Origin of the sequence: Streptomyces sp. NPDC001027, assembly GCF_040299045.1 — a bacterium.
GTDB lineage: Bacteria > Actinomycetota > Actinomycetes > Streptomycetales > Streptomycetaceae > Streptomyces.
In genome coordinates, this window is the sequence record NZ_JBEPBI010000063.1 from 17,437 (window position 1) to 41,760 (window position 24,324).

A 24,324-nucleotide genomic window follows, 5' to 3' on the forward strand; every position below is an offset into this window, starting at 1 on the left:
GGGACCGGGCACGAGACCGGCGCGGGACCGACAGGGGACCGGGCACGAGACCGGCGCGGGACCGACAGGGGACCGGGCACGAGACCGGCGCGGGACCGACAGGGGACCGGGCACGAGACCGGCGCGGGACGGCGGGACGGCACGGACCGGGACGGGCACAGGACGGACCGGGACGGCACGGGACGGGCACGAGACCGACAGGGGACCGGCACGGACCGGCCGCGGGACCGGCGCGGGACCCGCGCGGGACCGGCCGCGGGACCCGCGCGGGACCGGCCGCGGGACCGGCCGCGGGACCCGCGCGGGACCGGCCGCGGGACCGGCACGGGACCGGCACGGGACCGGCACGGGACCGGCCGCGGATAGGGCACGTGCCCGATGCGTCGCAGGGCGCCTTAGGCCCACGATGACCAGGCATGACGAAGAACTGGTCCGTGGTGCGCGTCCTGCGGGACCGCGGCGCGGCGATCTTTCTGACGGCGTCGGTGGTCTCCGGCTTCGGCACCTCCGCGCTGTGGCTGGCGGCCGGCGTGTGGGTCAAGGACCTCACCGGTTCGAACGGGCTGGCGGCGCTGTCCGTGCTGGCGCTGTGGGCGCCGACCCTGGCCGGCCCGCTGCTCGGCACCCTCGTCGACCGGGTCCGCCGGCGGCCGCTGCTCCTCGCCGTGAACCTGGGCCCGGCGGCCGTGCTGCCGGTGCTCCTCGTCGTCGGCGCCCCCGGGCGGCTGTGGCTGCTGTTCGCGGTGCTGCTCGGGTACGGGGCCGCCGCCGTCGTGGCCGACGCGGCCGAGTCCGCGCTCGTCGCCGCCGTAGTCCCCGCGGGGCTGCTCGGCGACTTCAACGGGCTGCGCACCACGACGACGGAGGGCATGAAGCTGGTGGCCCCGCTGGCGGGGGCGGGAATCTACGCGGCCTACGGCGGTCCCGCCGTGGCGCTGCTCGACGCGGCCAGTTTCGTGTGCGCGGCCGGGCTCTACGCGTGCGTGCGGCTCCACGAGGGGCCCCCGCGGACGGGCGGGCGCGGCCTGCGGGGCGGTACGGCCGAGGGGGTCCGCTTCCTGTGGAGGCATCCGTCGCTGCGCCCGCTGGTGGTGGCGGGCGGCACGACGATGCTGTGCGCGGGCCTCAACGGCGCGCTGCTCTACGCCGTGGTCGAGGGCCTCGGCCGCCCGCCCGCGTACGCCGGCGCGCTCTACGCCGTGCAGGGGGCCGGGTCAGCGGTGGTGGGCCTGCTGTCGGGGCCCGCGCTGCGGCGGTTCGGGGAGCGCCGGTTCGCCGCGTGCGGGATCGCCCTGACGGCCGTCGCGGTCGCGGTGCGCGCGGCGCCGTCGGACGCGGTGGCCCTGGTGTGCGCGGCGGCGATCGGGGCGGGGCTGCCCTGCGTGCTGATCGCCGCGCTGACGGCCGTCCAGCGGGAGACCCCGGACGCGCTGCTGGGCCGGGTCGCCGCCACGGCCGGCACCCTGATGTACGCGCCCAACGCGCTCGGCCTCGCGCTGGGGGCCGCCCTGGTGGAACTCCTGCCGTACCAGCCGCTGCTCGTCGCGCTCGGGCTGGTGCGGCTGGCGACCGTGGCGCCGCTGTTCCGCGGCGGCGCTCAGCGGGCGGCCAGCGCCGCGCGCACGGACTCCAGGTCCCCGTCCGACGCGAGTCCCGCGTGATACAGCCGGATCTCCGTCGCGCCGAGCTCCTCCGCCCGCGCCGCGTCCGCCGCGAGCGTGCCCGGACTGCCGCCCATGCCGGAGACGACTCCGAGGTTGGCGGCGAGGACCGTGCCCTCACGGCGGTGCCCGGCGAACGGCGTCAGCAGGCCGGGCCCGCCCGCGCAGGGCACCACCACGCCGTCCGCCACGGACAGGATGTGCGCCGGGTCGACGCCCGGGTTGGCGCCCACGTGATGGGTCACGGGGTCGGCGTGCAGCAGGACCTGGAAGCCGTCGGGCGCGGCCGCCCGCACCGCGCGCACCGCCGCCTCCTGGAGAGTGCGGGCCCTGTCGTCGCGCCACGCGCGCGTGGCGGCCGCCGTCTGCTCGCCGAGCAGCTTCTCGACGCCCGCCCAGTCCTGCGCGTCGTCCGCCTCGCCGCGCCACAGCGGCTCCAGCGCGTCCCGTACGGCGGCGGCCAGCGCGTCGGCGTCCAGGCCCTGCTCGGCGTAGCCGGCCCGGCAGGAGGGGCAGAAGCAGAGCGCCATCAGGTACTGGCCGGCGTCCCCGAGTCCGACGCCGCCGGTCTTGTCGTGGGCGTGCAGATGCTGGAGGCCGTACCAGCCGAGGGATTCCAGTTCGACGCCGTTCGCGCCGGGGCGCACGGCCGCCTCGGCGGCGAGGTCGACGAGGTACGCGCGCGTGTCGGGCTGGGCGATGCAGGGCGCCCAGGGGTAGCGGTCGCCGTAGGCGTTGACGACCGAGGTGTCCGGATGCTCGGCGCCCAGCCGGGAGTTGTGCGCCAGCACCACCCAGGCGTGGACGTCGAGGCCGGCGTCCGCAAGCGCCCGGGCGGCCTCTCCGAAGGCGTCGCCGGGCGCCCAGTCGCCGGCCGGGTACGGGCGCAGGGCGCGGCCCGCCCAGCGGTCGCCGGGCGGATACAGCACGGCCGCGTGCTCGGCGGTGACGACGCGGCGCCGGGGGTGGCGCGGGGTGAGGGCGCGGGTGGAGTGGTAGGCGGCGGCGAGGGTCACCTGTTCCACGCCGAGCCCGGCGATCCGGCCGGGCGCCCCGGGGTCGCCGATGACGTCCCAGGGATAGACGAACGTCGACGCCTTCACTCGGTCTCCTCCTCCAGCAGCGCGTAGCCGCGCTCGATCACCTGGGCGAGCTGTTTGACGTGGTCCTGGCCGGGCTCGTGCAGCGGCGGACGGACCTCCCCGACCTCGAGGCCGCGCAGCCGCACTCCGGCCTTGACGAGGGAGACGGCGTACCCGGGGGCCTGGGCGCGCAGTTCGACGAAGGGCCGGTAGAACCCGTCGAGCAGACGGCGGACCGTGGCGTCGTCGCCGTCGGCGAGCGCCCGGTGGAAGGCCACGGCGATCTCGGGCGCGAAGCAGAACACGGCCGAGGAGTAGAGGTCGACGCCCAGGGAGCGGTAGGCGAGCTGGGTCTGCTCGGCGGTCGGCAGGCCGTTGAAGCAGAGGAAGTCGCCGGGGGTCTCGGTGCGCACGGCGCTGATGATCCGCTGCATGAGGTCGAGATCGCCGAGGCCGTCCTTGAGGCCCACGATGCCCTCGGTGCGCGCGAGTCCGACGACCGTCGCCGGGGTGAAGACGGCGTTGTCGCGCTGGTACACGATCACCGGCAGGTCGGTCGCCGCCGCCACCTCGCGGTAGTGGCGCAGCAGCCCCTCCTGGGCCGCGACGACGAGGTAGGGCGGCAGCGCCAGCAGGCCGTCCGCGCCGGCCGCCCGCGCCCGGCGGGCGTAGTGCACGGCGAGGGCGGTCCCGTAACCGGCGCCCGCGACGACGGGGACCCGGCCGGCGGTCTCGTCCACGGCCGCCCGCACCGCCGACTCGAACTCCTGCGGCGTCAGCGCGTGGAACTCCCCGGTCCCGCAGCACGCGAAGACGGCCCCGGCGCCGGCCTCGACGCCCCGGCGGACGTGCGCACGGTAGACGTCGAGGTCGAGCGAGCCGTCGGAGCCGTACGCGGTGACGGGGAAGAACAACGGTCCACAGGCGGCGCGGAGGCGGGCGGCGAGCGGGGCTGGCGTCACGGCACTCCCTGGGACGACACGTGCATTCCTCTGACCGATGTCCACATTTCTGAACGCGCTCAGCCTATGAAGCCCTTTCCTGCCGGGTCAAGCCCGACGCCCCCGCACGCAAGGCGCAACCGCCTGGTCCGCGGCACACTTGACGCCAAGCGCGAAAGATCCTTAGCGTGTCCACGCATGTGAATACCGTCCATGCATGCGGCCCGCAGACGCCAAGGAGACCCGAGGATGCCCGCTCCCCGCACCGTCCTGCTCACCGGCGCCGCCGGCGGCCTCGGCACCCTGATGCGGGACCTGCTGCCCGCCTACGGCTACCGACTGCGCCTGCTCGACCTGCGCCCGGTCGACGGCGAGCCCGGGTCGATCGTCGCCGACCTGGCCGACAAGGACGCGGTCCGCGAGGCCGTACGAGGCGTCGAAGCGATCATCCACCTCGCGGGCATCTCCCTGGAAGCCCCCTTCGAGAAGATCCTCAAGGCGAACATCGAGGGCACCTACCACCTGTACGAGGCCGCCCGCGAGGAAGGCGTGCAGCGGATCGTCTTCGCATCCTCCAACCACGCCGTCGGCTTCACCCCGCGCCCTCAGGGCGACGACCCCCTGATCCCCGTCGACACCCCGCACCGCCCCGACACCTTCTACGGCCTGTCCAAGTCCTTCGGCGAGGACCTCGCCCAGCTCTACTGGGACAAACACGGCCTGGAGAGCGTGTCGGTGCGCATCGGCTCCTGCTTCGCCGAACCGACGAGCGTGCGCATGCTCTCGGTGTGGATGAGCCCGGCCGACGGCGCCCGCCTCTTCCACGCGGCCCTGACCGCCGAGGACGTCGGCCACACCGTCGTGTACGGGTCCTCGGCCAACACCCGGCTGTGGTGGGACCTCGGCGCCGCGCGGGCGCTCGGCTACGAGCCGCAGGACGACTCCGAGCCGTACGCCGAGAAGCTGATCGCCGAACAGGGCGAACTGGACCCGGAGAACATCGCGCACGCCTGTCTCGGCGGCCACTTCGTCAGCGACCCGCCCATCTGGCCGTACTGACGGCGGGAGGAGTGCTCAGGTAAGGGAACGGCAAAGTGGGCTCGGTCGTTCACCGGATATGACAGCTATGACCCCCGGCTCGAACATCCCTCTCCCCACCGCGCGCGTGGCGGTGGACGTCGCCGCCCCGGTGCGGCTCGACGTTTCGGGCCTGCTGCTCACCGCCGACGGCAAGGTGCGCTCCGACGACGACTTCATCTTCTACAACCAGCCCGCGGGCCCGGGGGTGACCTACCGCTCGGGCGGCGGCGCCTCCCCCGACGCCATCGTGGTCGACACCGCCGCCGTCCCGCCGGGCATCGAGAAGATCGTGGTCACCGCGAGCCCGGACGCCGCGGGGCAGACGTTCCAGGGCATCGAACCGACGGCCACGATCCGCAGCGCGGACGACGGCGGCGTGCTCGCCACCTTCACTCCCCCGCGGCTCGGCACGGAGACCGCGCTGGTCGTCGTCGAGATCTACCTGCGCAACGGCGCCTGGAAGGCCCGCGCGGTCGGCCAGGGATACGCCGACGGCCTGGCCGGCATCGCGACCGACTTCGGCGTGACGGTGGAGGAACCGGCGGCCCCGGCCGCCGCACAGGCGCCGCCGGCGCCCGCCATGACGCCCGCCGCCCCCGTGGCTCCCGCCGCCCCGCCGATGCCGCAGGCCCCGCCCCCGCCGGCGCCCGGCACCGGGAAGATCAACCTGGACAAGGGGCGCGTCAGCCTCCAGAAGAACCAGACGGTCTCCCTCGTCAAGGGCGGCCGCCCGCTGCTCACACAGGTCAAGATGGGCCTCGGCTGGGAGCCCGCGTTCCGCGGCAAGGACATCGACCTGGACGCCTCGGTCATCGCCTACGGCCCGCAGCGCAACCACATCGACAGCTGCTACTTCGGCAAGCTCTCCATCCTCAACGGCGCGATCAAGCACTCCGGGGACAACCTCACCGGCGAGGGCGGCGGCGACGACGAGGTGATCGTCGTCGACCTCGGTCGGCTGCCCCAGGAGGTCAGCGGGCTGGTGTTCACGGTGAACTCGTTCTCCGGGCAGAAGTTCACCGAGGTGGCCAAGGCCTACTGCCGTCTGCTCGACGCCTCCAGCGGCGAGGAGCTCGCCCGCTTCGACCTCACCGGCGCCGAAGCGCAGACCGGCGTGCTGATGACCAAGCTGATCCGGCAGTACTCCGGCGAGTGGGAGATGACGGCGATCGGCAGCTTCGTGAAGGCGCGGACCGTGCGCAACATGGTCAAGCCGGGCGCCGAGGCCCTCTGACCCGGAGCTCGCCGAGCAGTCGTGCGGCACGGGGCGCCCGCCACCACGGGGGCGCCCGCCGCCGTCACCGCGCGGGCCGCAGCCCTTCCGTCAGCAGCGACACATACCGGCGGACGGCGCTCCCGTCCCGGCTCGCCAGCTCCGACGCCGTGGCCAGCCCGTGGGCGAGCCGCAGCACGTCGATCGGGCCGACGTCCGCCCGCAGGGACCCCTCCCGCTGGGCCGCCGCCACCAGCCGGGCCGCCGCCTCCTTCATGGGCGCGCCGCACGCGCTGACCGCCGCCGCGCCCCCGTCCGTCACGGCGGACCCCAGCAGCGACTTCATGCCGCGCACCTCGAGCGCCCCGACGCACAGTTCGTTGAGCCACTCCACCAGCGCCTCGCCGGCGGGAAGCCGGGCGGCCAACTCGTCGGCGCGGGCCGCGAGCGCGTCGAGGCGGTCGAGGTAGGCGGCCTCCAGCAGGGCCTGCCGGGTGGGGAAATGCCGGTACAGGGTGCCGGACCCGACGCCCGCCCGCCGGGCGATGTCGTCGAGGGAGGCCCCCTCCCCATGCTCGGCGAAGGCCTCCGCAGCCGCCTTCAGCAGGCGCTCGTAGTTACGGCGGGCGTCCGCACGCATGGGCCTGACCTGCGGCATCCACATACTCCTCGCGCACCGGGGACTCCCTTCGCACCCTAACGGGCCGCGTCGGCACCAGACACCGGCCGCGAGCGGTCAGAACAGGGCGCTGTAGGCGTTCAGGGCGGGTTGCCCGCCGAGGTGCGCGTACAGCACGGTCGCGTCGGGGCCGATCTCGCCGCGGCCCACCAGGTCGACGAGTCCGGCCATCGACTTCCCCTCGTAGACGGGGTCGGTGACCATGCCCTCGGTCCGTGCGGCGAGCCGCATCGCGGCCAGCGTCGTCTCGTCCGGGACGCCGTACACGCCGGCGTGGTACCGCTCGTCGAGCTCGACGTCCCGGGCGGTCAGCTCGCGCCGCACTCCGATCAGCCGGCCGGTGCGCTGCGCGATGCGGGCGATCTGCTCCCGGGTCCTGGCGGGGTCGGCCGAGGCGTCGATCCCGAGGACGCGCCGGGGACGGCCGCCCGCCTCCTCCAGCGCGGCGAACCCGGCGACCATGCCCGCCTGGGTGGACCCGGTCACCGAGCACACGATCACGGTGTCGAAGAAGACGCCCAGCTCCCGTTCCTGTTCGGCGACCTCGTGGGCCCAGTTCGCGAAGCCCAGGCCGCCGAGCGGATGGTCGGAGGCGCCGGCGGGTACGGCGTACGGCTTGCCGCCCGAGTCCTCGACCTCCTGGAGTGCCTGCTCCCAGCTCTCCTTGAAGCCGATCCCGAACCCGGCCCGCACCAGACGGACGTCGGCGCCGGCGAGCCGGCTGATCAGGATGTTGCCGACCTTGTCGTAGACGGAGTCCGGCCACTCGACCCAGCTCTCCTGCACCAGCACGCACTTCATCCCGGCGCGGGCGGCGCAGGCCGCGACCTGGCGGGTGTGGTTGGACTGCACGCCGCCGATCGAGACGAGCGTGTCGCAGCCCTGCGCGAGGGCGTCGGCGACCAGGTACTCCAGCTTGCGGGTCTTGTTCCCGCCGTACGCGATCCCGGAGTTGCAGTCCTCGCGCTTGGCCCACAGGGCGGCTCCGCCGAGGTGGGCGGTGAGGCGTTCCATCGGATGGACGGGCGAGGGGCCGAAGAGGAGGGGGTAACGCTCGTACGAGGAGAGGGACACGGTGCCTCCGGGAGCAGGGGTGGGTCGGGGCTGTCGGTCGTGGCCGTCGGTCGGGGTGACCGGTCCGCGCGGCCCATCGGCGCGATGGGCGCGATGGGCGATACCGGAGCGATCGGTCGATGCGCGGTCGCTCGAGCGCCTCGCGTGATCAGTCGGCGCGGTCCTCGCCGACGGCGATGTCACGGTCGGCGTGGGGGTCATGGCCGACGCCGATGCCATGGCCGACGCCGATGCCGTGGTCGGCGTCGGAGTCGTCGCCCTGGTCGATGCCGTCGGCGTCCTCGCTGTCCTCGGCGCCCGGGGCGTCCTCCGTGTCGGCGAGGTCCGCGAGGGTGCGCCAGATCTCCGCCGTGACCCGGACCGCCTCGTCCACGTCGCCGACGGCGCACGCCCCGATCAGCCGTCCGTGCAGTCCTGCCGAGCGGCACGTGCCGCCCTCGCCGAAGCGGCGTCGCTCCAGCCGCCGGATGAGGGGGGTGTAACGGGCGACGGTGGCGGCGGCCGCCCGGTTGCCGGCGGCGCGCACCAGGACGTCGTGCAGCTCGTCGTCGGCGCGCAGGGCCGCGTCCACGTCGCCCGCGTGCACAGCCGCGGCGAAGCGCTCGTTGGCGGCGCGCATCCCCTCCACGTCCGCCGCGAACAGCCGGGGCACCGCGATCCGGGCGACCAGCTCGTGCATGGCGCCGACCACGGCCGCCGCGTCGCGCACGTCGGAGGCGACGACGGGCGTGACGCGGGTGTAGCTCTGCGGCTTGCTCTCCAGCAGCCCCTCGTCGACCAGCCGCGCGAACGCCTCGCGCACCGGGGCGCGGGACAGTCCGAGCCGCTGCGCGAGATCGGCGTCGCGCACCACCGCGCCGGGCGCGATGGCCCCGGCCACGATGGCGTCACGGATCGCCGCGTAGGCGCGGTCCCTGAGCAGAGTGCGCGGCACAGTCTCCATGAACTGAAATGTTAGATATCAGTTCGCCGCGCGACAAGGGCCGGGGGCGAAAGACAGGCGGCCCGCGCCTTCGACGAAGGCGCGGGCCGCTCGACCGCGGGGCTCAGGCCGCCCACGGCCACTTCGTGTCGTCGGCGGCCTCCAGCAGAGGCACCATCCGGAAGGCCGCGTCCGACAGCCCGCCGAAGGTGTGCCGCTTCGCCGCGCCCGACGGGCCGTGGCCCGCCCGGTATCCGGCCAGGTTCCAGGTGTAGACCGGCACGTGCGCCGGGACCTGGTCGGTCGGGCCGCCGTGGCGGCTGAAGGCGTACTGCTCGTCGGTGACGAGCAGCACCCGGTCGTGCCCCCGGTAGTGCCGGCGCACGGCCTCGGTGGTGTCCGTACCGCCGAGGTCCCCGAAACGCTCCAGAATCTTCAACACAGACTCCCCCTTACGGAACGTGATGGCGTTGCTTGTGCTGCCGAACTCGACGAGGTCCGCGTCGGCCGCCCGCAGGGCGAGGGCCGTGCCGAAGACCGCCGCCGCGTCGGCCCGGTTGAGCTCCGAGCGCTCCGACAGCCGCGAGTAGAACATCGAGCCCGAGCGGTCGACGAGCACCAAGGTGCGCCCGGGCAGCGCGGGCACGTTGGCCAGCGAGTGGCCGAGCGCCCGCTCCAGCGGGTACGCCCAGCGCAGCGAGGGCGCGTGCTGGTACGCGGCGAGATACCGGAACGGGAACTGCCGCGAGCGCGCGACCTCCGCCGGGTCGCTGATCCTCGCCGCCACCTGGGCGGCGACCTCGTCGGAGACTCCCGCCTCGTCGAAGTTGCGCAGGTTGCGGACCAGCGCCATCGCCCCCATGGACGGAATGACCGCCTCCCAGGCCGCCTTGTCCATCGGTCCCTGCAGCCAGCCCGCGAGCGCCTCCCAGGTCATGCCCGCCTCGGCCAGCCGCTGCGCGCCGCCCGCCCCCGTGACGACCCTGCGCCGCTTGGCGGGACGCAGCGCCATCAGGTCGCGGTGCGCCGCGAGGAGCGGCAGCGACTTCGGCACCGCGGCCGTGTCCGGGTGGTGCCGGCGGTCGAGGGCGTACTGGAACAGGTCGCCCTGCCACGGCTTGGCCGGATCCGGTGCGGCGTGCACCAGGTTCAGGATGTCGCCGAAGCGGTAGCCCTTGGACGCCGTGTCGTACTTCAGCAGCGACTTGGCGTGGTAGAGCCGTCGCACGGCGTCGGCGACCCCGCGCTTGACGGGCTTGGGGATGTTGCGGCCGTACGTCGCCGTCCAGTAAGCGAGCAGCTCGCCGGGCTCGTCGGGCCGCCGCAGGACGCAGTCCACGACCTGACGGTTGGACGGGCCGCCGGTGGCGCCCGCCGCCAGCCGCGCGTGGACGTACTCGGCGGCGCCGACGAGCGCCGCGGTGCGGAGGTTGCCCTCGCCGCGCAGCCAGCCGAGCAGGCCGGCCGTCCAGTCCGGGTCGCTGACGGCGAGCTCGCGCACCAGCTTCGCGAAGCGGTCGTCGCGGGTCGCGCCGTCCTCGTAGAAGGTCTGCTGGGAGACGAAGTTGGCCACCGCCAGCAGGAAGAGCTCGGAGCGGGCGTCCCGCTCGTGGCCGCGGCCGCCCTGGTGGGTGTGCAGCACCCGGCCGGTGGTGGTCACGGGCGAGGTGGGCTGCGCCTTTCGGGCACGGACATTGAAACGCGCCATGGTGAATTCCCCCGAATTCGATATTCGTCGAGTCCGCCGGTCGGCGACTCGTATTCCGGGGTGGCGCAGCAAAGGGAAGGTGCCCGAGATCAGGGGTCGGCGACGGACTTAGCCAGATGCTCTACCGACTGAGCTACACCGACCCGAAGTCGATGACGGGACTCGAACCCGCGACCGTCCGATCCAATGAAGTAACCGTTGCCTGCGCACCGGGCACCCACCTCATGCTGCTCCTCCCGAGATCAGTTCGGCGGCGGCATCGGTTTCTGTTGGAGAGAAGTAGCCGCAGCCCGCGCACCGGAAGGTGCTGTGAAGTTGTGGTGTCCAGAGATCGAGGCCGGCGGAACCGACAAGGTGCTCTGCCCCCTGAGCTACACCGGCATGTCGTGCCGGCGGCGGGATTCGAACCCGCGGCCTCCCCATTATGAGTGGAAGTAGGTCCTGCCTTCGCACCTGGACGTGCATCACTTTAGGAGGACGGCCGCGGGTCGGGCGAGCGAATTAAACGCCGTTCACCGTTTACCGCTTGTGGCGCTTCCACGGTCCGGTGATCGCCAGCATGATGCCGGGCGTCTGGATGTTGGCGTACAGCGTGTGGCCGTCGGGCGAGAAGGTGACGCCGGTGAACTCGCTGTACTCCGGGGCGTCCTCGGTGCCGATGTTCAGCTCGTTGCGGGCGATGGGGTAGGTGCGGCCGCTGTCGGTGGCCCCGAAGAGGTGCTGGACGCCCTCGCCGTCCTCGGCGATGACGAGACCGCCGTACGGGGAGACGGTGATGTTGTCGGGGCCGTCGAAGGCGCCGTCGACGGACGGGTCGGGGTTCACCCCGAGCAGCACCTTCAGGGTCAGCGTGCGGCGCTTGGGGTCGTAGAACCACACGGCGCCGTCGTGCTGCACGGGGCTCTCGTCACGGGCGTAGGAGGAGACGACGTACGTGCCGCCGTCGGCCCACCACATGCCCTCGAGCTTGCGGGCGCGGGTGACCTGGCCGGCGGTGAACTGCTTGCGGACGGGCGTCGTGCGGGCGTCGCGGTCGGGGACGTCGACCCAGTCGACGCCGTACACCGTGCCGATCCTGGTGGCGCGCGAGAGGTCGTCGACGAACTTGCCGTTCGAGTCGAAGCACTTGAAGGCCTGCAGGACGCCCGCGTCGTCGGCGAGGGTGCGCAGCCTGCCGCGGCCGTGGTGGAAGCCGGCCGGCGGGGTCCAGCGGAAGAACAGGCCGTTGGGTCCCGAGGCGTCCTCGGTGAGGTACGCGTGGCCGCGCCGGGGGTCGATGACGACGGCCTCGTGGGCGTAGCGGCCGAACGCCTTGATCGGCTTGGGGGCGCGGTTGGCGCGGCGGTCGGCGGGGTCGACCTCGAAGACGTAGCCGTGGTCCTTGGTCATGCCGTTCTGGCCGGCCTTGTCCTCGGTCTCCTCGCCCGTGAGCCAGGTGCCCCAGGGGGTGGTGCCGCCCGCGCAGTTGGTGGAGGTGCCGGCGATGCCGACCCACTCGGCGACGTGCCCGCCGGGACGCACCTCGACGACCGTGCAGCCGCCCGCCGCCGCCGGGTCGTAGACCAGGCCCTCGGTGAGCGGGACGGGGTGCTGCCAGCCGGAGCGCGGTCCCTTCAGCTCGTGGTTGTTGACGAGCAGGGTCGCGCCGCGCGGGCCGCAGAAGGCGGCGGTGCCGTCGTGGTTGGACGGGGTGATCTCGCCGGACTCCAGCTTGGTCCGGCCGCTGTACGTGATGACGCGGTACTTGAACCCGGCGGGCAGCGCGAGGAGGCCGTCCGGGTCGGGGAGCAGCGGCCCGTAGCCGACCCCGTGGTGCCCGCCGGCCGGCTTGCGCGCCGCGTCCGCGGCGTGTTCGGCGTCCGCGGTGTGGTCGGCGTCCGTGGCGGCGAGGGCGTTCGGCGCGCTGGCGAGGGCGCCTACGCTGCCCGCCAGCGCGACCCCGGCGCCGGTGAGCGCGGACTGCCTGGCGAAGTCCCTGCGGGTGAGCGACATGGTGTGTCTCCTGAGACGGTGAAGTGCCGGGGAGGGGGGGTGGACCTCGGTTCGGCGTCACCGTCCCGTCCATGCCTGAACGGGAGTTGAACGGCAGGCGGCTTCGGGGGACCCGCTTTCATGAATCCGTACGCATCAGGCCACGGAAGCTCAAAGAGGTCCCCTGCGCCGGGGTCAGCCGCCCTGCTGGGAACGCGCCTTGAAGGCGGCCTTGCGGGCTTCCTTCGCGATGCGCTTGTCCGGGTGCAGGCGGCCCATCGCCTCGAGGACGTCGGGGGTGGCCGGGTGGTCGACGCGCCAGGCGGCCGCGAAGAACCCGCTGTGCTGCTGCGCCAGTCCCTCGACGAGAGCCTGCAGCTCCTCGGAGTTGCCCTCGGCCGCGAGCTGTGCGGCGAGGGTGTCGACGGTGAGCCAGAAGACCAGCTCCTCGGAAGGGGCGGGCACGTCCGTCGCGCCGATCTCGCTGAGCCAGACGCGGGCCAGGCCGCCGAGTTCGGCGTCGTCGAGGACCTCGCGGACGGCGGGCTCGGCCTGGCCGCCGAGCAGGGAGAGGGCCTGCTGGCAGCGCAGCCGGCGCAGCGGTGCGCCGGGGTCCGAGCCGCGGGCGGCGGCCAGCAGCTCCCGTGCGGCGGCGAGCGGTTCGCGACGGGCCAGCCAGTGCTCGGTCTCGGCGAGGGCGGCGCGCGAGCCGTAGCCGGCGCTGCCGTCGAGGAGGGCGTCGGCGCCCTTGTCGGCGAGGTCGCCGACGGCCGGGGCGTCGAAGCCTGCCTCCAGCAGCCGGGTCCGCATGCCGTAGAGGCCGAGCGGGGTGAGGCGGACCATGCCGTAGCGGGACACGTCGGTCTCGTCGACCGGGGCGGCGGGCTCCTCGTCGGGGTCCGCCATCAGCGCTTCGTCGACGGGCCGGTAGGCGACGAGGCCGATGGGCTCCAGGAGCCGGAACTGGTCGTCGAGCCGCATCATCGCGTCGGAGACCTGCTCGAGTACGTCGTTGGTGGGCTCGTCCATGTCGCCGGGCACGAGCATGGAGGCGGCGAGCGCGGGGAGCGGGACGGTGCCGTCGCCGGGGCCGTCCTCGCTGGCGGTGAGGAGGTAGAGGTTGCCGAGGACGCCGTCGAGGAACTCGGCCTCGGCCTCGGGGTTCCAGTCGAGCCGGGAGAAGTCGATCTCGCCGCCCTCGTCCATCGCGTCCATCAGCTCGTCGAGGTCGGGCACGGCCGCGTCGGCGAGCACGGCCTCGAGGGCGCCGAGCCAGACGGCGAGGACGTCGTGCGGGGAGCCGGCGGTGAGCAGGGCCAGCTCCTCGCCGGCCGCGACGGAGCCGTCCTCCTCGTCGACGATCTCCACGAGTCCGGCGTCCACGGCGACCCGCCAGGCCTCGCTCGCGTAGGCGGCGGCGTCCTCCCCGGTCAGGCCCAGGATCTCGGCGGCGGACGCCAGTTGCTCCTCGACGAGCCCGCCGCCGGCGTCGACCCGGGTGTCGGGGCCGGCCCAGCGGGCGAGCGACACGGCCCGGGAGAGCAACGGCGTGGACAGCGCGTCGCGCGCCAGCTCCGCTTCGGGGTGCAGGCGCACCGGCGGCAGGGGGGAGCTGTCTGACATCGGCTGGTTCTCCTAGGCGCTTCGTGCCACCGGTCCGCTGCGGGCACTGGGCCACTCAGCCTAGACGGATATGGGCGCATGCCGCCCGGTTCATCTCCCGGTCAGGCTGCGTACATGGCCGAAACCTTGACAAGTGGCCTGACCAGGCAGGAGATTGACGCGCGTAGAAATCCAATGGACATGTGTTCACTGTATTTTCTACGCGCGTCGCGGACCGCCCCACCGGTCGCGGCCCCTGCGTCCCTGCTTGACCTCGCTTTCCGCTTCACCCTTGTCCCAGCTCCACCCTCGTCCCGGCGCTCACGTACGTCCCCGGAGGGATTCCGTTGCCGAGCAAGAAGTCCGCGCGTCTCGCCGCGCTCACCGTCGCCGCCGTATGTTCCGCGGCCTCCACCGTCGCCCTGTCCGCACCCGCGCACGCGGAGACGGTGGCCATTCACGACATCCAGGGCACCACCCGGATCTCGCCGTACGCCGGCAAGGCGGTCACGGGTGTGGCCGGAATCGTCACCGGCGTGCGCACCTACGGTTCGTCCAAGGGGTTCTGGATCCAGGATCCGAACCCGGACGCCGACCCGGCCACCAGTGAGGGCGTCTTCGTCTTCACGAGCTCCGCCCCGAAGGTCGCCGTCGGCGACTCCGTCACGGTCACCGGCACGGTGTCGGAGTTCGTGCCCGGCGGCGCGGCCGGCGGCAACCAGTCGATCACGGAGATCACCAAGCCGACGGTGACGGTCGTGTCCAGCGGCAACGCGGTCCCGGCGGCGACCGTCGTGAACGCGCGGTCGGTCCCGGCCGACTACGCCCCGGCCGGTGACACCGCGGCGGCCAACTCGATCAACGGTCTGACGCTGCGGCCCGGCACGTACGCCCTGGACTACTACGAGTCCCTCGAGGGCATGAACGTCCAGGTCGCCGACGCCCGCGTGGTCACCGCGACCGACCCGTTCACCGAGCTGTGGGTCACGGTGAAGCCGCGGGAGAACACCACCCGTCGCGGCGGCACGCTCTACGGCTCCTACTCGTCGCAGAACACCGGCCGGCTGCAGATCCAGTCGCTCGGCGCGACGGCCGACTTCCCCGTCGCGAACGTGGGCGACACCCTCACGGGCGTCACCGCGGGCCCGCTGGACTACAACCAGTTCGGCGGCTACACGCTCGTCGCCAACTCGATCGGCGCGCTGAAGAGCGGCGGTCTGCAGCGGGAGACGACGCAGAAGCAGAAGAAGAACGAGCTGGCGGTCGCGACGTACAACGTCGAGAACCTCGACCCGTCGGACGCCTCCTTCGACAAGCACGCCGCCGCGATCGTGAACAACCTGAAGTCACCCGACATCGTGTCCCTGGAGGAGATCCAGGACGACAACGGCGCGACGAACGACGGCACGGTCGCCGCCGACGTCACGGTCGGCAAGCTGATCGACGCGATCGTGGCCGCCGGCGGCCCGAAGTACGACTGGCGCTCGATCGACCCCGTGAACAACGCGGACGGCGGCGAGCCGGGCGGGAACATCCGCCAGGTGTTCCTGTTCAACCCGCAGCGGGTCTCGTTCACCGACCGCGCGGGCGGCGACTCCACCACGGCCGTCGCCGTGTCCAAGGTGCACGGCAAGGCGCAGCTCAGCGTCTCGCCCGGCCGGATCGCCCCCGCCGACGCGGCCTGGGCGAACAGCCGCAAGCCGCTGGCCGGCGAGTTCGTCTTCCGCGGCCGCACGGTCTTCGTGATCGCCAACCACTTCAACTCCAAGGGCGGCGACCAGGGGCTGACCTCGCAGTACCAGCCGGTGGCCCGCAGTTCGGAGGTCCAGCGCCACCAGCAGGCGACGCTGGTCAACGCGTTCGTCAAGGACATCCTCGACGTGCAGAAGAACGCGGACGTCGTCGCGCTCGGCGACATCAACGACTTCGAGTTCTCCGGCACCGCGCAGATCCTCGAGAGCGACGGCGCCCTGTGGTCCGCGATCAAGTCGCTGCCCCGCAACGAGCGTTACAGCTACGACTACCAGGGCAACCAGCAGGTCCTGGACCAGATCCTGGTGAGCCCGTCGATCCGGCGCGGCTGCGGCCTCGAGTACGACAGCGTGCACATCAACTCGGAGTTCCACGACCAGATCAGCGACCACGACCCGCAGGTGCTGCGCTTCGAGCCGTGATCGACGGCGGGGTCAGGACTGGGGCCTGGCGTTTGGATCAGGCAGCGGGTGACGAACGGGACTGTTCGGCGCCGGTGAGCGGGGTGTGGTGCGTGCGGCTGCAAGGCGGAGGAGGGCGTCGACGCGGAGCATCGGCAACCGACGACGACGCGGCAGATGCGCGTGCCACACCCGGCGTCTGCGGCGTGATCCAAACGACAGGCCCTAGCTGAACACGCCGTTCAGCCAGTCCTGCCACGCCTTCCCCGTCGCCCCGGCGTCGGCGTCCGTCGCGAAGTCGTGGACGCTGACGCCGACCGGGGCGCCCCAGCGACCGCGGCCGAAGACACGGATGAGGGCGGCGCCGGTGCGCAGTCCGACGAAGTACGGGTTGCGGTAGTCCAGCACGGCGTCGAACTCCTGCGGCCCGCGCACGGTCACCCGGGCGCCCTGGGCGTCGTCCGCCGAGAGGCCGAGCGCCGCGACGACCGCGGCGAGGGCGTCGGACGTGGCAGAAGCCGCGGGTCCCTCGGCCGAGGCGAAGGTCACCGGGCGGGGCGCGAAGTGCGTGAGGTACTCGCGCAGGGTGTGCAGGTAGAAGTCGGTGTGCTTCGCCGCGCCGTCGTACTGGTTGTCCCAGTCGTCCGTGAAGACGCCGCTGTGCACATAGCGCACCCAGGCCCGCCGGCCGCCGTCGCGCGCCTCGATGACGTGCTCGAGCTGGTTCACGCTCTGGGCGCCGAACCCGACGTCCTCGCTGCGGACGGTGAGGTGGTGCGGCGGGTCCCAGGCGGTGACGGTCGAACCGAAGGCGGCGGCGCCGCCGACCCGCGGCTCGGGCGGGTCCATCGGCCACAGGTAGGCGCCGGTGCCGTGCGTGACCGCCTCCCACACCTGCTCCGGGGTCGCGTCGACCTCGAACTCGCTGACGATCTCGAATTCCTTGGACATGGTGAGCTCCTGCTGCCTATCGGTCCAGTTCGGGGGTCTGCTGCTGGTCCTTGACCGTCGGATGCACGGCGACGACGATCCGGTGATCGCGGCCGCCCTCCGCGTCAGGGGCGTCGTACTTGCGGATCAACGCGCCGACGCCGGCCGTCAACTCCTGGATGAACGCGGCCCGTTCCGCCGCCGAGGCGAATCGCACCTCGCCGTCCAGGGCGAAGGTCGCCAGCCGCCTGCGGGCCTTCGCGGCCCCCGTGATCAGCGAACCGACGTCCCTGACCAGCCGGGCGCCGAGGGCCAGCAGCCATCGGGCGGAGAGCTGGTCGCGGAAGCGGTCCGGGTCGGGCTGCACCTGGGCCAGGGCGAGCGGCGAGATCACGTACGACGCCGCGGTCGCCCTCATCAGCCTCTCGGTGACATTGCCCTTGCGCCGCTCGCCGGCCAGCTCGACCAGGCCGTGCCGCTCCAGCGCCTTGAGGTGGTAGTTCACCTTCTGCCGGGGCAGGTCGACCTTCCCGGCCAGCATCGCGGCCGACGCGGGGCCGGCGGCCAGCTCGGCGAGCAGTCGGGCCCGTATGGGGTCCAGGGAGACGGCTGCGGCCTCGGGGTCCTCGATCACGGTGACGTCCAGCATGCGTCCACCGTCTCACCGAAAACTTTTTTTGTCCAGGCTATTTGAATTTTCGGTTAGGCGCGGCGGCGGCGAGGGCGACGACGGGAAGGCAACGGGGCCCGGCCCCCGGAGAGGCACCTCGGGGCGGGTGGCGGTGCGGTCCGGCGCACGGCACGCCGCCTCCTGCGGTTCCGAGGCCTCCGAGTCACCCCGGCCGCCTTCCGCCATCCCGGCGCCGGATCCCCACGGCGGCGCGGCGCACCGATTCCATTTCGTAGCACCACTTACGCGTACCTCGAAGAAAAATTAAGTGGAGCTTCACTATCACCCCGCCGACACTACTCGCATGACGAAGCCCTCCCGCCCCCCGGCCACTCCCACCGCAGCCCTCCCGGACCCCGTCCCCGCTCGCGCCGCCGCTTCCGCGTCCGCCCCCGCCTTCGGACGTGCGCTCTGCGCGATGGTCACCCCCTTCACCGGCTCCGGCGGGCTCGACCTCGACGGCGCGCAGCGGCTGGCGGACCGGCTGGTGTCCGCAGGCTGCGACGGTCTGGTGCTCTCCGGCACGACGGGCGAGTCCCCGACGACCTCGGACGCGGAGAAGGCGGAACTGGTGCGGGCGGTACGGGAGGCAGTGGGCGAGCGGGCGTCGATCGTCACGGGAGTGGGGACCTTCGACACCCGGCACACCACGCAGCTGACGTCGGACGCCGAGAAGGCGGGCGCGGACGGCGTGCTGGTGGTCGCCCCGTACTACAGCCTGCCTCCGCAGGACGCCCTGGAGGCGCACTTCCGGGAGGTCGCGGACGCCTCGGGCCTGCCCGTGATGCTGTACGACATTCCCGGCCGCACCGGCGTCCGGATCGAGCCGGACACGCTGATCCGGCTCGCGGAGCACCCGAGGATCGTCGCGGTCAAGGACTGCTCCGCGGACTTCCTCGGCGCGCAGAAGGTGCTCGCCCGCACCGGGTTGGCGTACTACGCGGGCTGCGACGAGCACAACCTCGCCCTGTACGCGGTGGGCGCGGCCGGTTACGTCAGCACGGTCGCCAACGTGGCCCCGGAGCGGATGCGCGCGGTCCTGGAGGCGTTCGACGCGGGCGACACCGCCGAAGCAGCCCGGCTCCAGCGCGGGACCGCGGAGCTGGTGGAGTCGATGATGGCGTCGGGTCTGCCGGGGGCCGTCACCGCCAAGGCGCTGCTCGGCGTCCTGGGGCTGCCGGCCGGACCGGTCCGCCCGCCGCTGCGGCCCGCGGGCCGCGCCGCGGTCGCCGGGCTGCGCGCGGCCCACGAGCGCCTGACGGCCTGACCCCGTCCGACGACACCGCGGCCTGGGCTCCCGGCGAAGGCCGGCGCCGACGCCGGCGCCGGCGCATGAGCGCCCGTAATTCCCCGGCGGACGTGCGGCGGCGTTGCGTACGGTGGCGTGATGAGCCGCCCCTTGCTCTACCTGGACGTCGACGGTCCCCTGAATCCGTACGCCGCCAAGCCGACGAGGCGACCCGCGGGCTATACGACGATCAGGGCGTCCGTGGGCCGGCCGCGCCCCCTGCGGGTGTGGCTGCACCCGGAGCACGGCGCCGCTCTGCTCCGTCTCCCCTACGAGCTGTGCTCGGCCACGACGTGGATGGCCCAGGCCAACCGCTGGATCGCCCCCGTGATCGGCCTGCCCGAGCTGCCGTACGTCGACTTCGGCGCGGTGCTCTTCGCCCACCGGGCCGACGGCGTGCACTGGAAGACGGAGACGATCGTCGCGCACGCGGCGGGCCGCCCGTTCGCCTGGGTCGACGACGAACAGTCGCCCGCCGACTCGGCGTACGTCACCGCCCACCACCCCGGACCGGCCCTGCTCCACCACGTCGACCCGCGCGTGGGCCTGCGGGACGACGACTTCACCGCGCTGACCGCATTCGCCGCCGCCCTGCCCACGGAAGGAGCCCTGCCCGAGCGGGCGGCGCCCGATCCGACCTCACACAGCGGTCCCACCGCCGAGGCCGGTGAGACCACGTCGTCGACGCGGACACCGGGGTGGGTTCCCGGCTCCTAGAGTGCTGCTCGTATCTGGTCGAGCCACTCTGCGCCGAGCCGGCGTCCGTTCGGGAGTCGGTCGTCTCGATCCCAGCGCCACGCCGTGATCATCGCCAGCACAAGGATCCGGCACTCGCGCAGCAGGGCTCGATCGACTCCGTAGTAGGTCCACAGCGTGAAGTCGGCCCGATACCGGCCCACCGCGTGCCGTGACCGCCGCAGTGGGCCGGACGCGCGAGCGCCCTCCCGGGCCGTTCTCGGGCCGTGGAAGGGCGCTCAATGATGACGTCACGGCCGTAGGTCGCGGCCGACGGTGATCAGTTGTGGCTGTGGAGGATCTCGTTCAGGCCGCCCCAGACCGCGTTGTTCGGGCGGGCCTCGACCGCGCCGGTGACCGAGTTGCGGCGGAACAGGATGTTCGAGGCGCCGGAGAGCTCGCGGGCCTTCACGATCTGGCCGTCGGGCATGGTGACGCGGGTGCCCGCGGTGACGTAGAGGCCCGCCTCGACGACGCACTCGTCGCCGAGGGCGATGCCGACGCCCGCCTCCGCGCCGACGAGGCAGCGCTCGCCGATGGAGATGATCACGTTGCCGCCGCCGGACAGCGTGCCCATGGTGGAGGCGCCGCCGCCGATGTCGGAGCCGTCGCCGACGATGACGCCCGCGGAGATGCGGCCCTCGACCATCGAGGTGCCGAGGGTGCCGGCGTTGAAGTTGACGAACCCCTCGTGCATGACCGTGGTGCCCTCGGCGAGGTGCGCGCCGAGACGGACCCGGTCGGCGTCGGCGATGCGGACGCCCTTCGGGGCGACGTAGTCCGTCATGCGCGGGAACTTGTCGATGGACGTGACCTGGAGGTGCAGGCCCTCCGCGCGGGCGTTCAGGCGGACCTTCTCGACGTCGTCGACGGCGACCGGGCCGAGCGAGGTCCAGGCGACGTTGGCGAGGTGGCCGAACATGCCGTCCAGGCTCTGCCCGTGCGGCCTGACCAGCCGGTGGGAGAGCAGGTGCAGACGCAGGTACACGTCGTGCGCGTCGAGCGGCTTGTCGTCGAGGGAGGCGATGACCGTGCGGACCGCGACCACCTCGACGCCCCGGCGGGCGTCGGGGCCGACCGCCTTCGCCGCGGCCTCGCCGAGGAGCTCCACGGCCTGGTCGGCGGACAGCCGCTCGGTGCCGGACGGGCCGGGCTCGGCGACGAGCGCGGGCGCGGGGAACCAGGTGTCGAGGACAGTGCCGTCGGCGGCGATCGTGGCGAGGCCGGTGGCCGCGGCGCCGGTGGTGCGAGGAGCAGTCGTGTCGGTCATGACGGCAACCTAACCGGCGGGGGGCCGCAGAGGCCAACCCGCTCAGCGGTGTCTCAGGAGGCGGGCCGCGGAACCCCGCCCGCCTGCTGAGTTCCTCTTGGGAACCAACTGTGCCAGCATGGCCGCCCCCGGCCCCGCGAGAGGCCGGAGGCAATCGCGGAGACCGGGAGCGGCCCGGAGACGAGGCCGGGAGCGGGTCCCGGAGACGGAGGGCGGGACACATGGCGCGCAGGACGAGTCTGGAGGACTCCGGCTGCGCCATCGCGCAGTCCCTGGACGTCGTCGGGGACTGGTGGACCCTGCTGATCGTCCGGGACACCGCGCGCGGTGTGCACCGGTTCGACGAGCTCCAGCGCGAACTCGGCCTGTCCCGCAAGGTGTTGACGGAGCGGCTGCGGCTGCTGGTCGAGGCGGACGTGCTCGCCCGGGTGCCGTACCAGGACCGCCCGCCGCGGTACGAGTACCGGCTCACCCCGCGCGGCCGGGCCCTGCTGCCGGTCCTGGTCGCCCTCCAGGACTGGGGCGACGCCTGGATCCTCGGCGACGGCAGCGCCACGGCCACGGCCGAGGAGGCGTCCGCCGAGGCCCGGCGCGTGCACGCCCTCGTGGGCGCCCGGCTTCCCGCGCTCCGGCTGATCGACGACCGGGGGACCCCGCGCGATCCGGTGGGCGACGACGCCTCCTGCACCGTCCTCTACTGCTTTCCCGGCGCCTACGCCCGCCCCTACGGCTATCCGCCGGGCTGGACCGACATCCCCGGCACGTCCGGCTGCACCCTGGAGTCGTGCACCTACCGCGACCGTCTGGCCGAGTTCCGCGCGGCGGGCGCCGCGGTGCACGGGGTCTCCACCCAACGTCCGGACGAGCAGCGGGCGTTCGCCGAGAAGGAGCGGCTCTGCTTCCCGCTTCTCTCCGACGCGGATCTGACGCTGATCAGTGCCCTGCGCCTGCCGACGTTCCGGGCCGCCGGGGCCAGCCGGCTGAAGCGGCTGACCCTGGTGGTGGACCGGGAACGGGTCGTGCGCCATGTGCAGTACCCGGTCACGGACATCGCGGGCAGCGTGGCGGCGGCCCTGGACGCGGTGCGCGACCTCGCCGCCGGGTGACGAGGCGCCGGACGCGCCGACCCTCCGCGACTCAGGGCGGCCCGTAGGGACCAGCCCCGCCACGGGACGGGACGGTGTTCAGCGGTCCGCGGCGCCCGGACGCGCGGGGACGAGCAGCCGGGCCAGGGCCTCCCGGGTGTACTCCTCGTCGTAGGGGGCGTCCGTCAGCAGGACCTGGAGGCAGATGCCGTCCATCAGCGCGACCAGCGCCCGCGCGGTGCGGGGGTCGGTGCGGCGGGCGAGGAGGGCGGCGAGGTCCTCGGCCCACTCCGCGGCAACCGGGCGCAGCGCCGGGCGGCGCAGGGCGGCCAGGTAGAGCTCGTACTCCAGCTCGACGCCGGTGCGGTCGCCGGCCAGCCACGCGCCGAGCAGGCCGGCCAGTTCCGTCGGCAGGTCGACGCGGGCGTCCGTCAGTCCGCCGCGCGCCGCGACCGCCTTGGCGAAGCCCTCGCTGGCCTGCCGCAGGGCGGCGGTCATCAGTTCGTCGAGGGTGGCGAAGTGGTATGTGGTGGAGCCGAGCGGGACGTCGGCCTCGGCGGCGACCGAGCGGTGGCTCAGGCCGGCGAGCCCCTTCGCCCCGACGACCCGGATCGCCGCGTCGATGATCCGCTGGCGCCGTTCGGGGTCGTAGCGTCGGGCCATCAGTGCGCACCGCCCAGGTTCAGCAGGACCACTCCCCCGACGATCAGCAGTATTCCCGCGATCTTGACGGGCGTCAGGGCCTCCCCGAACAGGACGAGCCCGAGGAGCGCGATGGCCGCGGTGCCGGTCCCGGCCCAGATCGCGTAGGCGGCGCCGATCCCGACGGTCTTCAGCGTCTGCGCCAGGAGAAGGAAGGACAGCAGGTAGCCGGCGGCCGTCAGCAGCGCCGGCCAGAGCTTGCTGAAGCCTTCGCTGTACTTCATGGCCGTCGTCGCGGCCACCTCGGCGGCGATGGCGCCGGCGAGCGTCAGATATCCCATGTGTACGATCGTACACAATGATGCGTACGGGTGTACACATGCGTGCGGCGCCCGCCCCTGCCGCGCCCGTCCCCGCCGACGCCGCCCCTTGCCCAGCCCCTCTCCGCCGACGCCCCCGTCCAGCCCCTCCCCCGCCGACGCGTCCACCCCGCACACATGGTGCGCACCCGTCCGTACACCTCGGACGCCCCCACCGCACGCAACGGCGTGCAACGGCACGCACATCCGCCCACATCGGCACGGCGGAGGACCGCCGCTCGTGCCCAAGTGACGGGAGATTCGAAAGCGTTATGGAAAGCGCTCGCCCAATCGGATGAACGCGAGCCACAGCTTCCACTACTGTTTCACCGTTCACACACCGGCTCTTACGGCCGGGAAGCCGCTGGAGGAACAGCGCATGCCAGTAGACAAGTCCCGGCCGTCCCAGGAACAGCCCTGGGAGAACGGCTGGGCCCCGGACACCTCCCGGGCCCCCGGAACACGGCGCCTGTGGTTGGCCGGCGGTCTCGCCGTCGCCACCGTCCTGGCGTGCGTGACCGCGATCGCCTTGAACGACAGGCCCGTTGACGAGAAGTCCGCGGCCGGCCGGCCGCAGACGCTGTCGGACGACGAGACGGCCGGCGGCCTGATCTCCTTCGCCACGCCGTCCGGCAGCGGATCGCCGACGCCGACGGGGAAGCATCGCGCCGCCTCCGCGTCCCCCTCGGCGTCGCCGTCGCCGTCGGCGTCCTCCTCCCCCCGGCCGCAGGGCAGTTCGTCGCCGGGCGTCTCGGCCGCCCCCTCGGCGCACGCGCCCGGGAAGCCGTCCAGCCCGCCGGCGTCCTCCGACGAGCGGTCGGTGCAGGCGGTCAACTACCCGGACCGCTACTGGCACGTGAGCGGTTCGCTGGTGAAGCTCGACGCGCCGCGCGGCTCGGAGTCCCGCGAGGACTCCACCTTCCGCGTGGTCAGCGGGCTGTCCGACGGCTCCTGCATCTCGTTCGCGACGCACGACGGCCGCTATCTGCGCCACCGCAACTTCGTCCTGCGCGCCGAATACAACGACGGCTCCTCGCTGTTCCGGCAGGACGCCACGTTCTGCCCGGGCTACTCGGGGGAGCGGGGCGCGGTGCTGCTGCACTCGGTGAACTACCCCAACTACGCGCTGCGGCACAAGGACTTCGGGCTGCGCCTGGACCCCTGGGGCTACAACACGACGAACCGGGCGGACTTCTCCTTCCGGCTGGTGGGACCGCTGGGCTGAGCCCGCGGACGCACACGGAGAAGCGGCGGCGCCC

20 protein-coding genes and 1 pseudogene are annotated in these 24,324 nt (G+C 73.2%); 8 read left to right on the forward strand and 13 right to left on the reverse strand.

The window, feature by feature from the left end; translation table 11 throughout:
• Positions 1-416 precede the first annotated feature (416 nt).
• On the forward strand, positions 417-1,661 hold the full coding sequence (locus tag ABT300_RS19355; RefSeq protein WP_351677050.1) for an MFS transporter: 1,245 nt from the start codon (positions 417-419) through the stop codon (positions 1,659-1,661).
• On the opposite strand, the gene ABT300_RS19360 is transcribed toward ABT300_RS19355, so the two are convergent.
• Together ABT300_RS19360 and ABT300_RS19365 are read right to left on the reverse strand one after the other, a co-directional pair.
• Positions 1,598-2,764 (reverse strand): hypothetical protein, encoded by a 1,167-nt coding sequence (locus ABT300_RS19360; RefSeq protein WP_351677053.1) that lies wholly within the window; start codon positions 2,762-2,764, stop codon positions 1,598-1,600. The genes ABT300_RS19355 and ABT300_RS19360 overlap by 64 nt on opposite strands.
• On the reverse strand, positions 2,761-3,705 hold the full coding sequence (locus ABT300_RS19365; protein WP_351677055.1) for a 5-dehydro-4-deoxyglucarate dehydratase: 945 nt from the start codon (positions 3,703-3,705) through the stop codon (positions 2,761-2,763). Before ABT300_RS19365 ends, ABT300_RS19360 begins: the two co-directional genes overlap by 4 nt.
• Positions 3,706-3,933: 228 nt before the next feature.
• On the opposite strand from ABT300_RS19365, the gene ABT300_RS19370 reads away from it, so the two are divergent.
• Both ABT300_RS19370 and ABT300_RS19375 read left to right on the forward strand, forming a co-directional pair.
• Complete coding sequence (locus ABT300_RS19370) at positions 3,934-4,743, forward strand: NAD-dependent epimerase/dehydratase family protein (RefSeq protein WP_351677058.1); 810 nt, start codon at positions 3,934-3,936, stop codon at positions 4,741-4,743.
• 67 nt (positions 4,744-4,810) lie between these two features.
• Positions 4,811-5,998, forward strand: coding sequence for a TerD family protein (locus ABT300_RS19375; RefSeq protein WP_351677060.1), 1,188 nt, complete (start codon positions 4,811-4,813; stop codon positions 5,996-5,998).
• Between the two features lie 64 nt (positions 5,999-6,062).
• Here the strand turns inward: ABT300_RS19375 and ABT300_RS19380 are convergent, their stop codons facing one another.
• The 6 genes and pseudogenes from ABT300_RS19380 to ABT300_RS19405 form a co-directional block, all read right to left on the reverse strand.
• Positions 6,063-6,635 (reverse strand): TetR/AcrR family transcriptional regulator, encoded by a 573-nt coding sequence (locus tag ABT300_RS19380; RefSeq protein WP_351677063.1) that lies wholly within the window; start codon positions 6,633-6,635, stop codon positions 6,063-6,065.
• Between the two features lie 78 nt (positions 6,636-6,713).
• A complete protein-coding gene (locus tag ABT300_RS19385) occupies positions 6,714-7,730 on the reverse strand; it encodes a 1-aminocyclopropane-1-carboxylate deaminase (RefSeq protein WP_351677066.1) in 1,017 nt (338 codons plus the stop codon).
• Between the two features lie 307 nt (positions 7,731-8,037).
• A pseudogene (locus tag ABT300_RS19390) lies at positions 8,038-8,673 on the reverse strand (GntR family transcriptional regulator); the annotation flags it as partial.
• A gap of 103 nt (positions 8,674-8,776) precedes the next feature.
• Entirely contained in the window at positions 8,777-10,360 is a 1,584-nt protein-coding gene (locus ABT300_RS19395) for a TROVE domain-containing protein (protein WP_351677069.1), read from the reverse strand.
• 519 nt (positions 10,361-10,879) lie between these two features.
• The gene (locus ABT300_RS19400; protein WP_351677072.1) at positions 10,880-12,352 is read right to left on the reverse strand and encodes an alkaline phosphatase PhoX; all 1,473 of its coding nucleotides are present in this window, start codon (positions 12,350-12,352) and stop codon (positions 10,880-10,882) included.
• A gap of 174 nt (positions 12,353-12,526) precedes the next feature.
• Entirely contained in the window at positions 12,527-13,954 is a 1,428-nt protein-coding gene (locus ABT300_RS19405; protein ID WP_351677075.1) for a hypothetical protein, read from the reverse strand.
• A gap of 326 nt (positions 13,955-14,280) precedes the next feature.
• Here ABT300_RS19405 and ABT300_RS19410 point away from each other — a divergent pair, with 326 nt between their 5' ends.
• Positions 14,281-16,107: a DUF8508 domain-containing protein gene (locus tag ABT300_RS19410; protein WP_351677078.1), complete on the forward strand. Its 1,827-nt coding sequence runs from the start codon at positions 14,281-14,283 to the stop codon at positions 16,105-16,107.
• Positions 16,108-16,311: 204 nt separating this feature from the next.
• Here ABT300_RS19410 and ABT300_RS19415 read toward each other — a convergent pair whose 3' ends face one another.
• Together ABT300_RS19415 and ABT300_RS19420 are read right to left on the reverse strand one after the other, a co-directional pair.
• Positions 16,312-17,037, reverse strand: coding sequence for an SRPBCC family protein (locus ABT300_RS19415; protein ID WP_351677081.1), 726 nt, complete (start codon positions 17,035-17,037; stop codon positions 16,312-16,314).
• A 16-nt stretch (positions 17,038-17,053) separates the two neighbouring features.
• Positions 17,054-17,665, reverse strand: coding sequence for an ArsR/SmtB family transcription factor (locus ABT300_RS19420; protein ID WP_351677084.1), 612 nt, complete (start codon positions 17,663-17,665; stop codon positions 17,054-17,056).
• A gap of 325 nt (positions 17,666-17,990) precedes the next feature.
• On the opposite strand from ABT300_RS19420, the gene dapA reads away from it, so the two are divergent.
• Positions 17,991-18,953: a 4-hydroxy-tetrahydrodipicolinate synthase gene (gene dapA, locus ABT300_RS19425; protein ID WP_351677086.1), complete on the forward strand. Its 963-nt coding sequence runs from the start codon at positions 17,991-17,993 to the stop codon at positions 18,951-18,953.
• Between the two features lie 120 nt (positions 18,954-19,073).
• On the forward strand, positions 19,074-19,691 hold the full coding sequence (locus ABT300_RS19430; RefSeq protein WP_351677089.1) for an HAD domain-containing protein: 618 nt from the start codon (positions 19,074-19,076) through the stop codon (positions 19,689-19,691).
• A gap of 298 nt (positions 19,692-19,989) precedes the next feature.
• On the opposite strand, the gene dapD is transcribed toward ABT300_RS19430, so the two are convergent.
• On the reverse strand, positions 19,990-20,979 hold the full coding sequence (dapD, locus tag ABT300_RS19440) for a 2,3,4,5-tetrahydropyridine-2,6-dicarboxylate N-succinyltransferase (protein ID WP_351677092.1): 990 nt from the start codon (positions 20,977-20,979) through the stop codon (positions 19,990-19,992).
• A 221-nt stretch (positions 20,980-21,200) separates the two neighbouring features.
• On the opposite strand from dapD, the gene ABT300_RS19445 reads away from it, so the two are divergent.
• On the forward strand, positions 21,201-22,085 hold the full coding sequence (locus ABT300_RS19445) for a winged helix-turn-helix transcriptional regulator (RefSeq protein WP_351677093.1): 885 nt from the start codon (positions 21,201-21,203) through the stop codon (positions 22,083-22,085).
• Between the two features lie 78 nt (positions 22,086-22,163).
• Here the strand turns inward: ABT300_RS19445 and ABT300_RS19450 are convergent, their stop codons facing one another.
• Together ABT300_RS19450 and ABT300_RS19455 are read right to left on the reverse strand one after the other, a co-directional pair.
• On the reverse strand, positions 22,164-22,727 hold the full coding sequence (locus tag ABT300_RS19450; protein WP_351677095.1) for a TetR/AcrR family transcriptional regulator: 564 nt from the start codon (positions 22,725-22,727) through the stop codon (positions 22,164-22,166).
• A complete protein-coding gene (locus tag ABT300_RS19455; protein WP_351677098.1) occupies positions 22,727-23,047 on the reverse strand; it encodes a DMT family transporter in 321 nt (106 codons plus the stop codon). Before ABT300_RS19455 ends, ABT300_RS19450 begins: the two co-directional genes overlap by 1 nt.
• Positions 23,048-23,444: 397 nt before the next feature.
• On the opposite strand from ABT300_RS19455, the gene ABT300_RS19460 reads away from it, so the two are divergent.
• On the forward strand, positions 23,445-24,290 hold the full coding sequence (locus ABT300_RS19460) for an AbfB domain-containing protein (protein WP_351677101.1): 846 nt from the start codon (positions 23,445-23,447) through the stop codon (positions 24,288-24,290).
• Positions 24,291-24,324 lie beyond the last annotated feature (34 nt).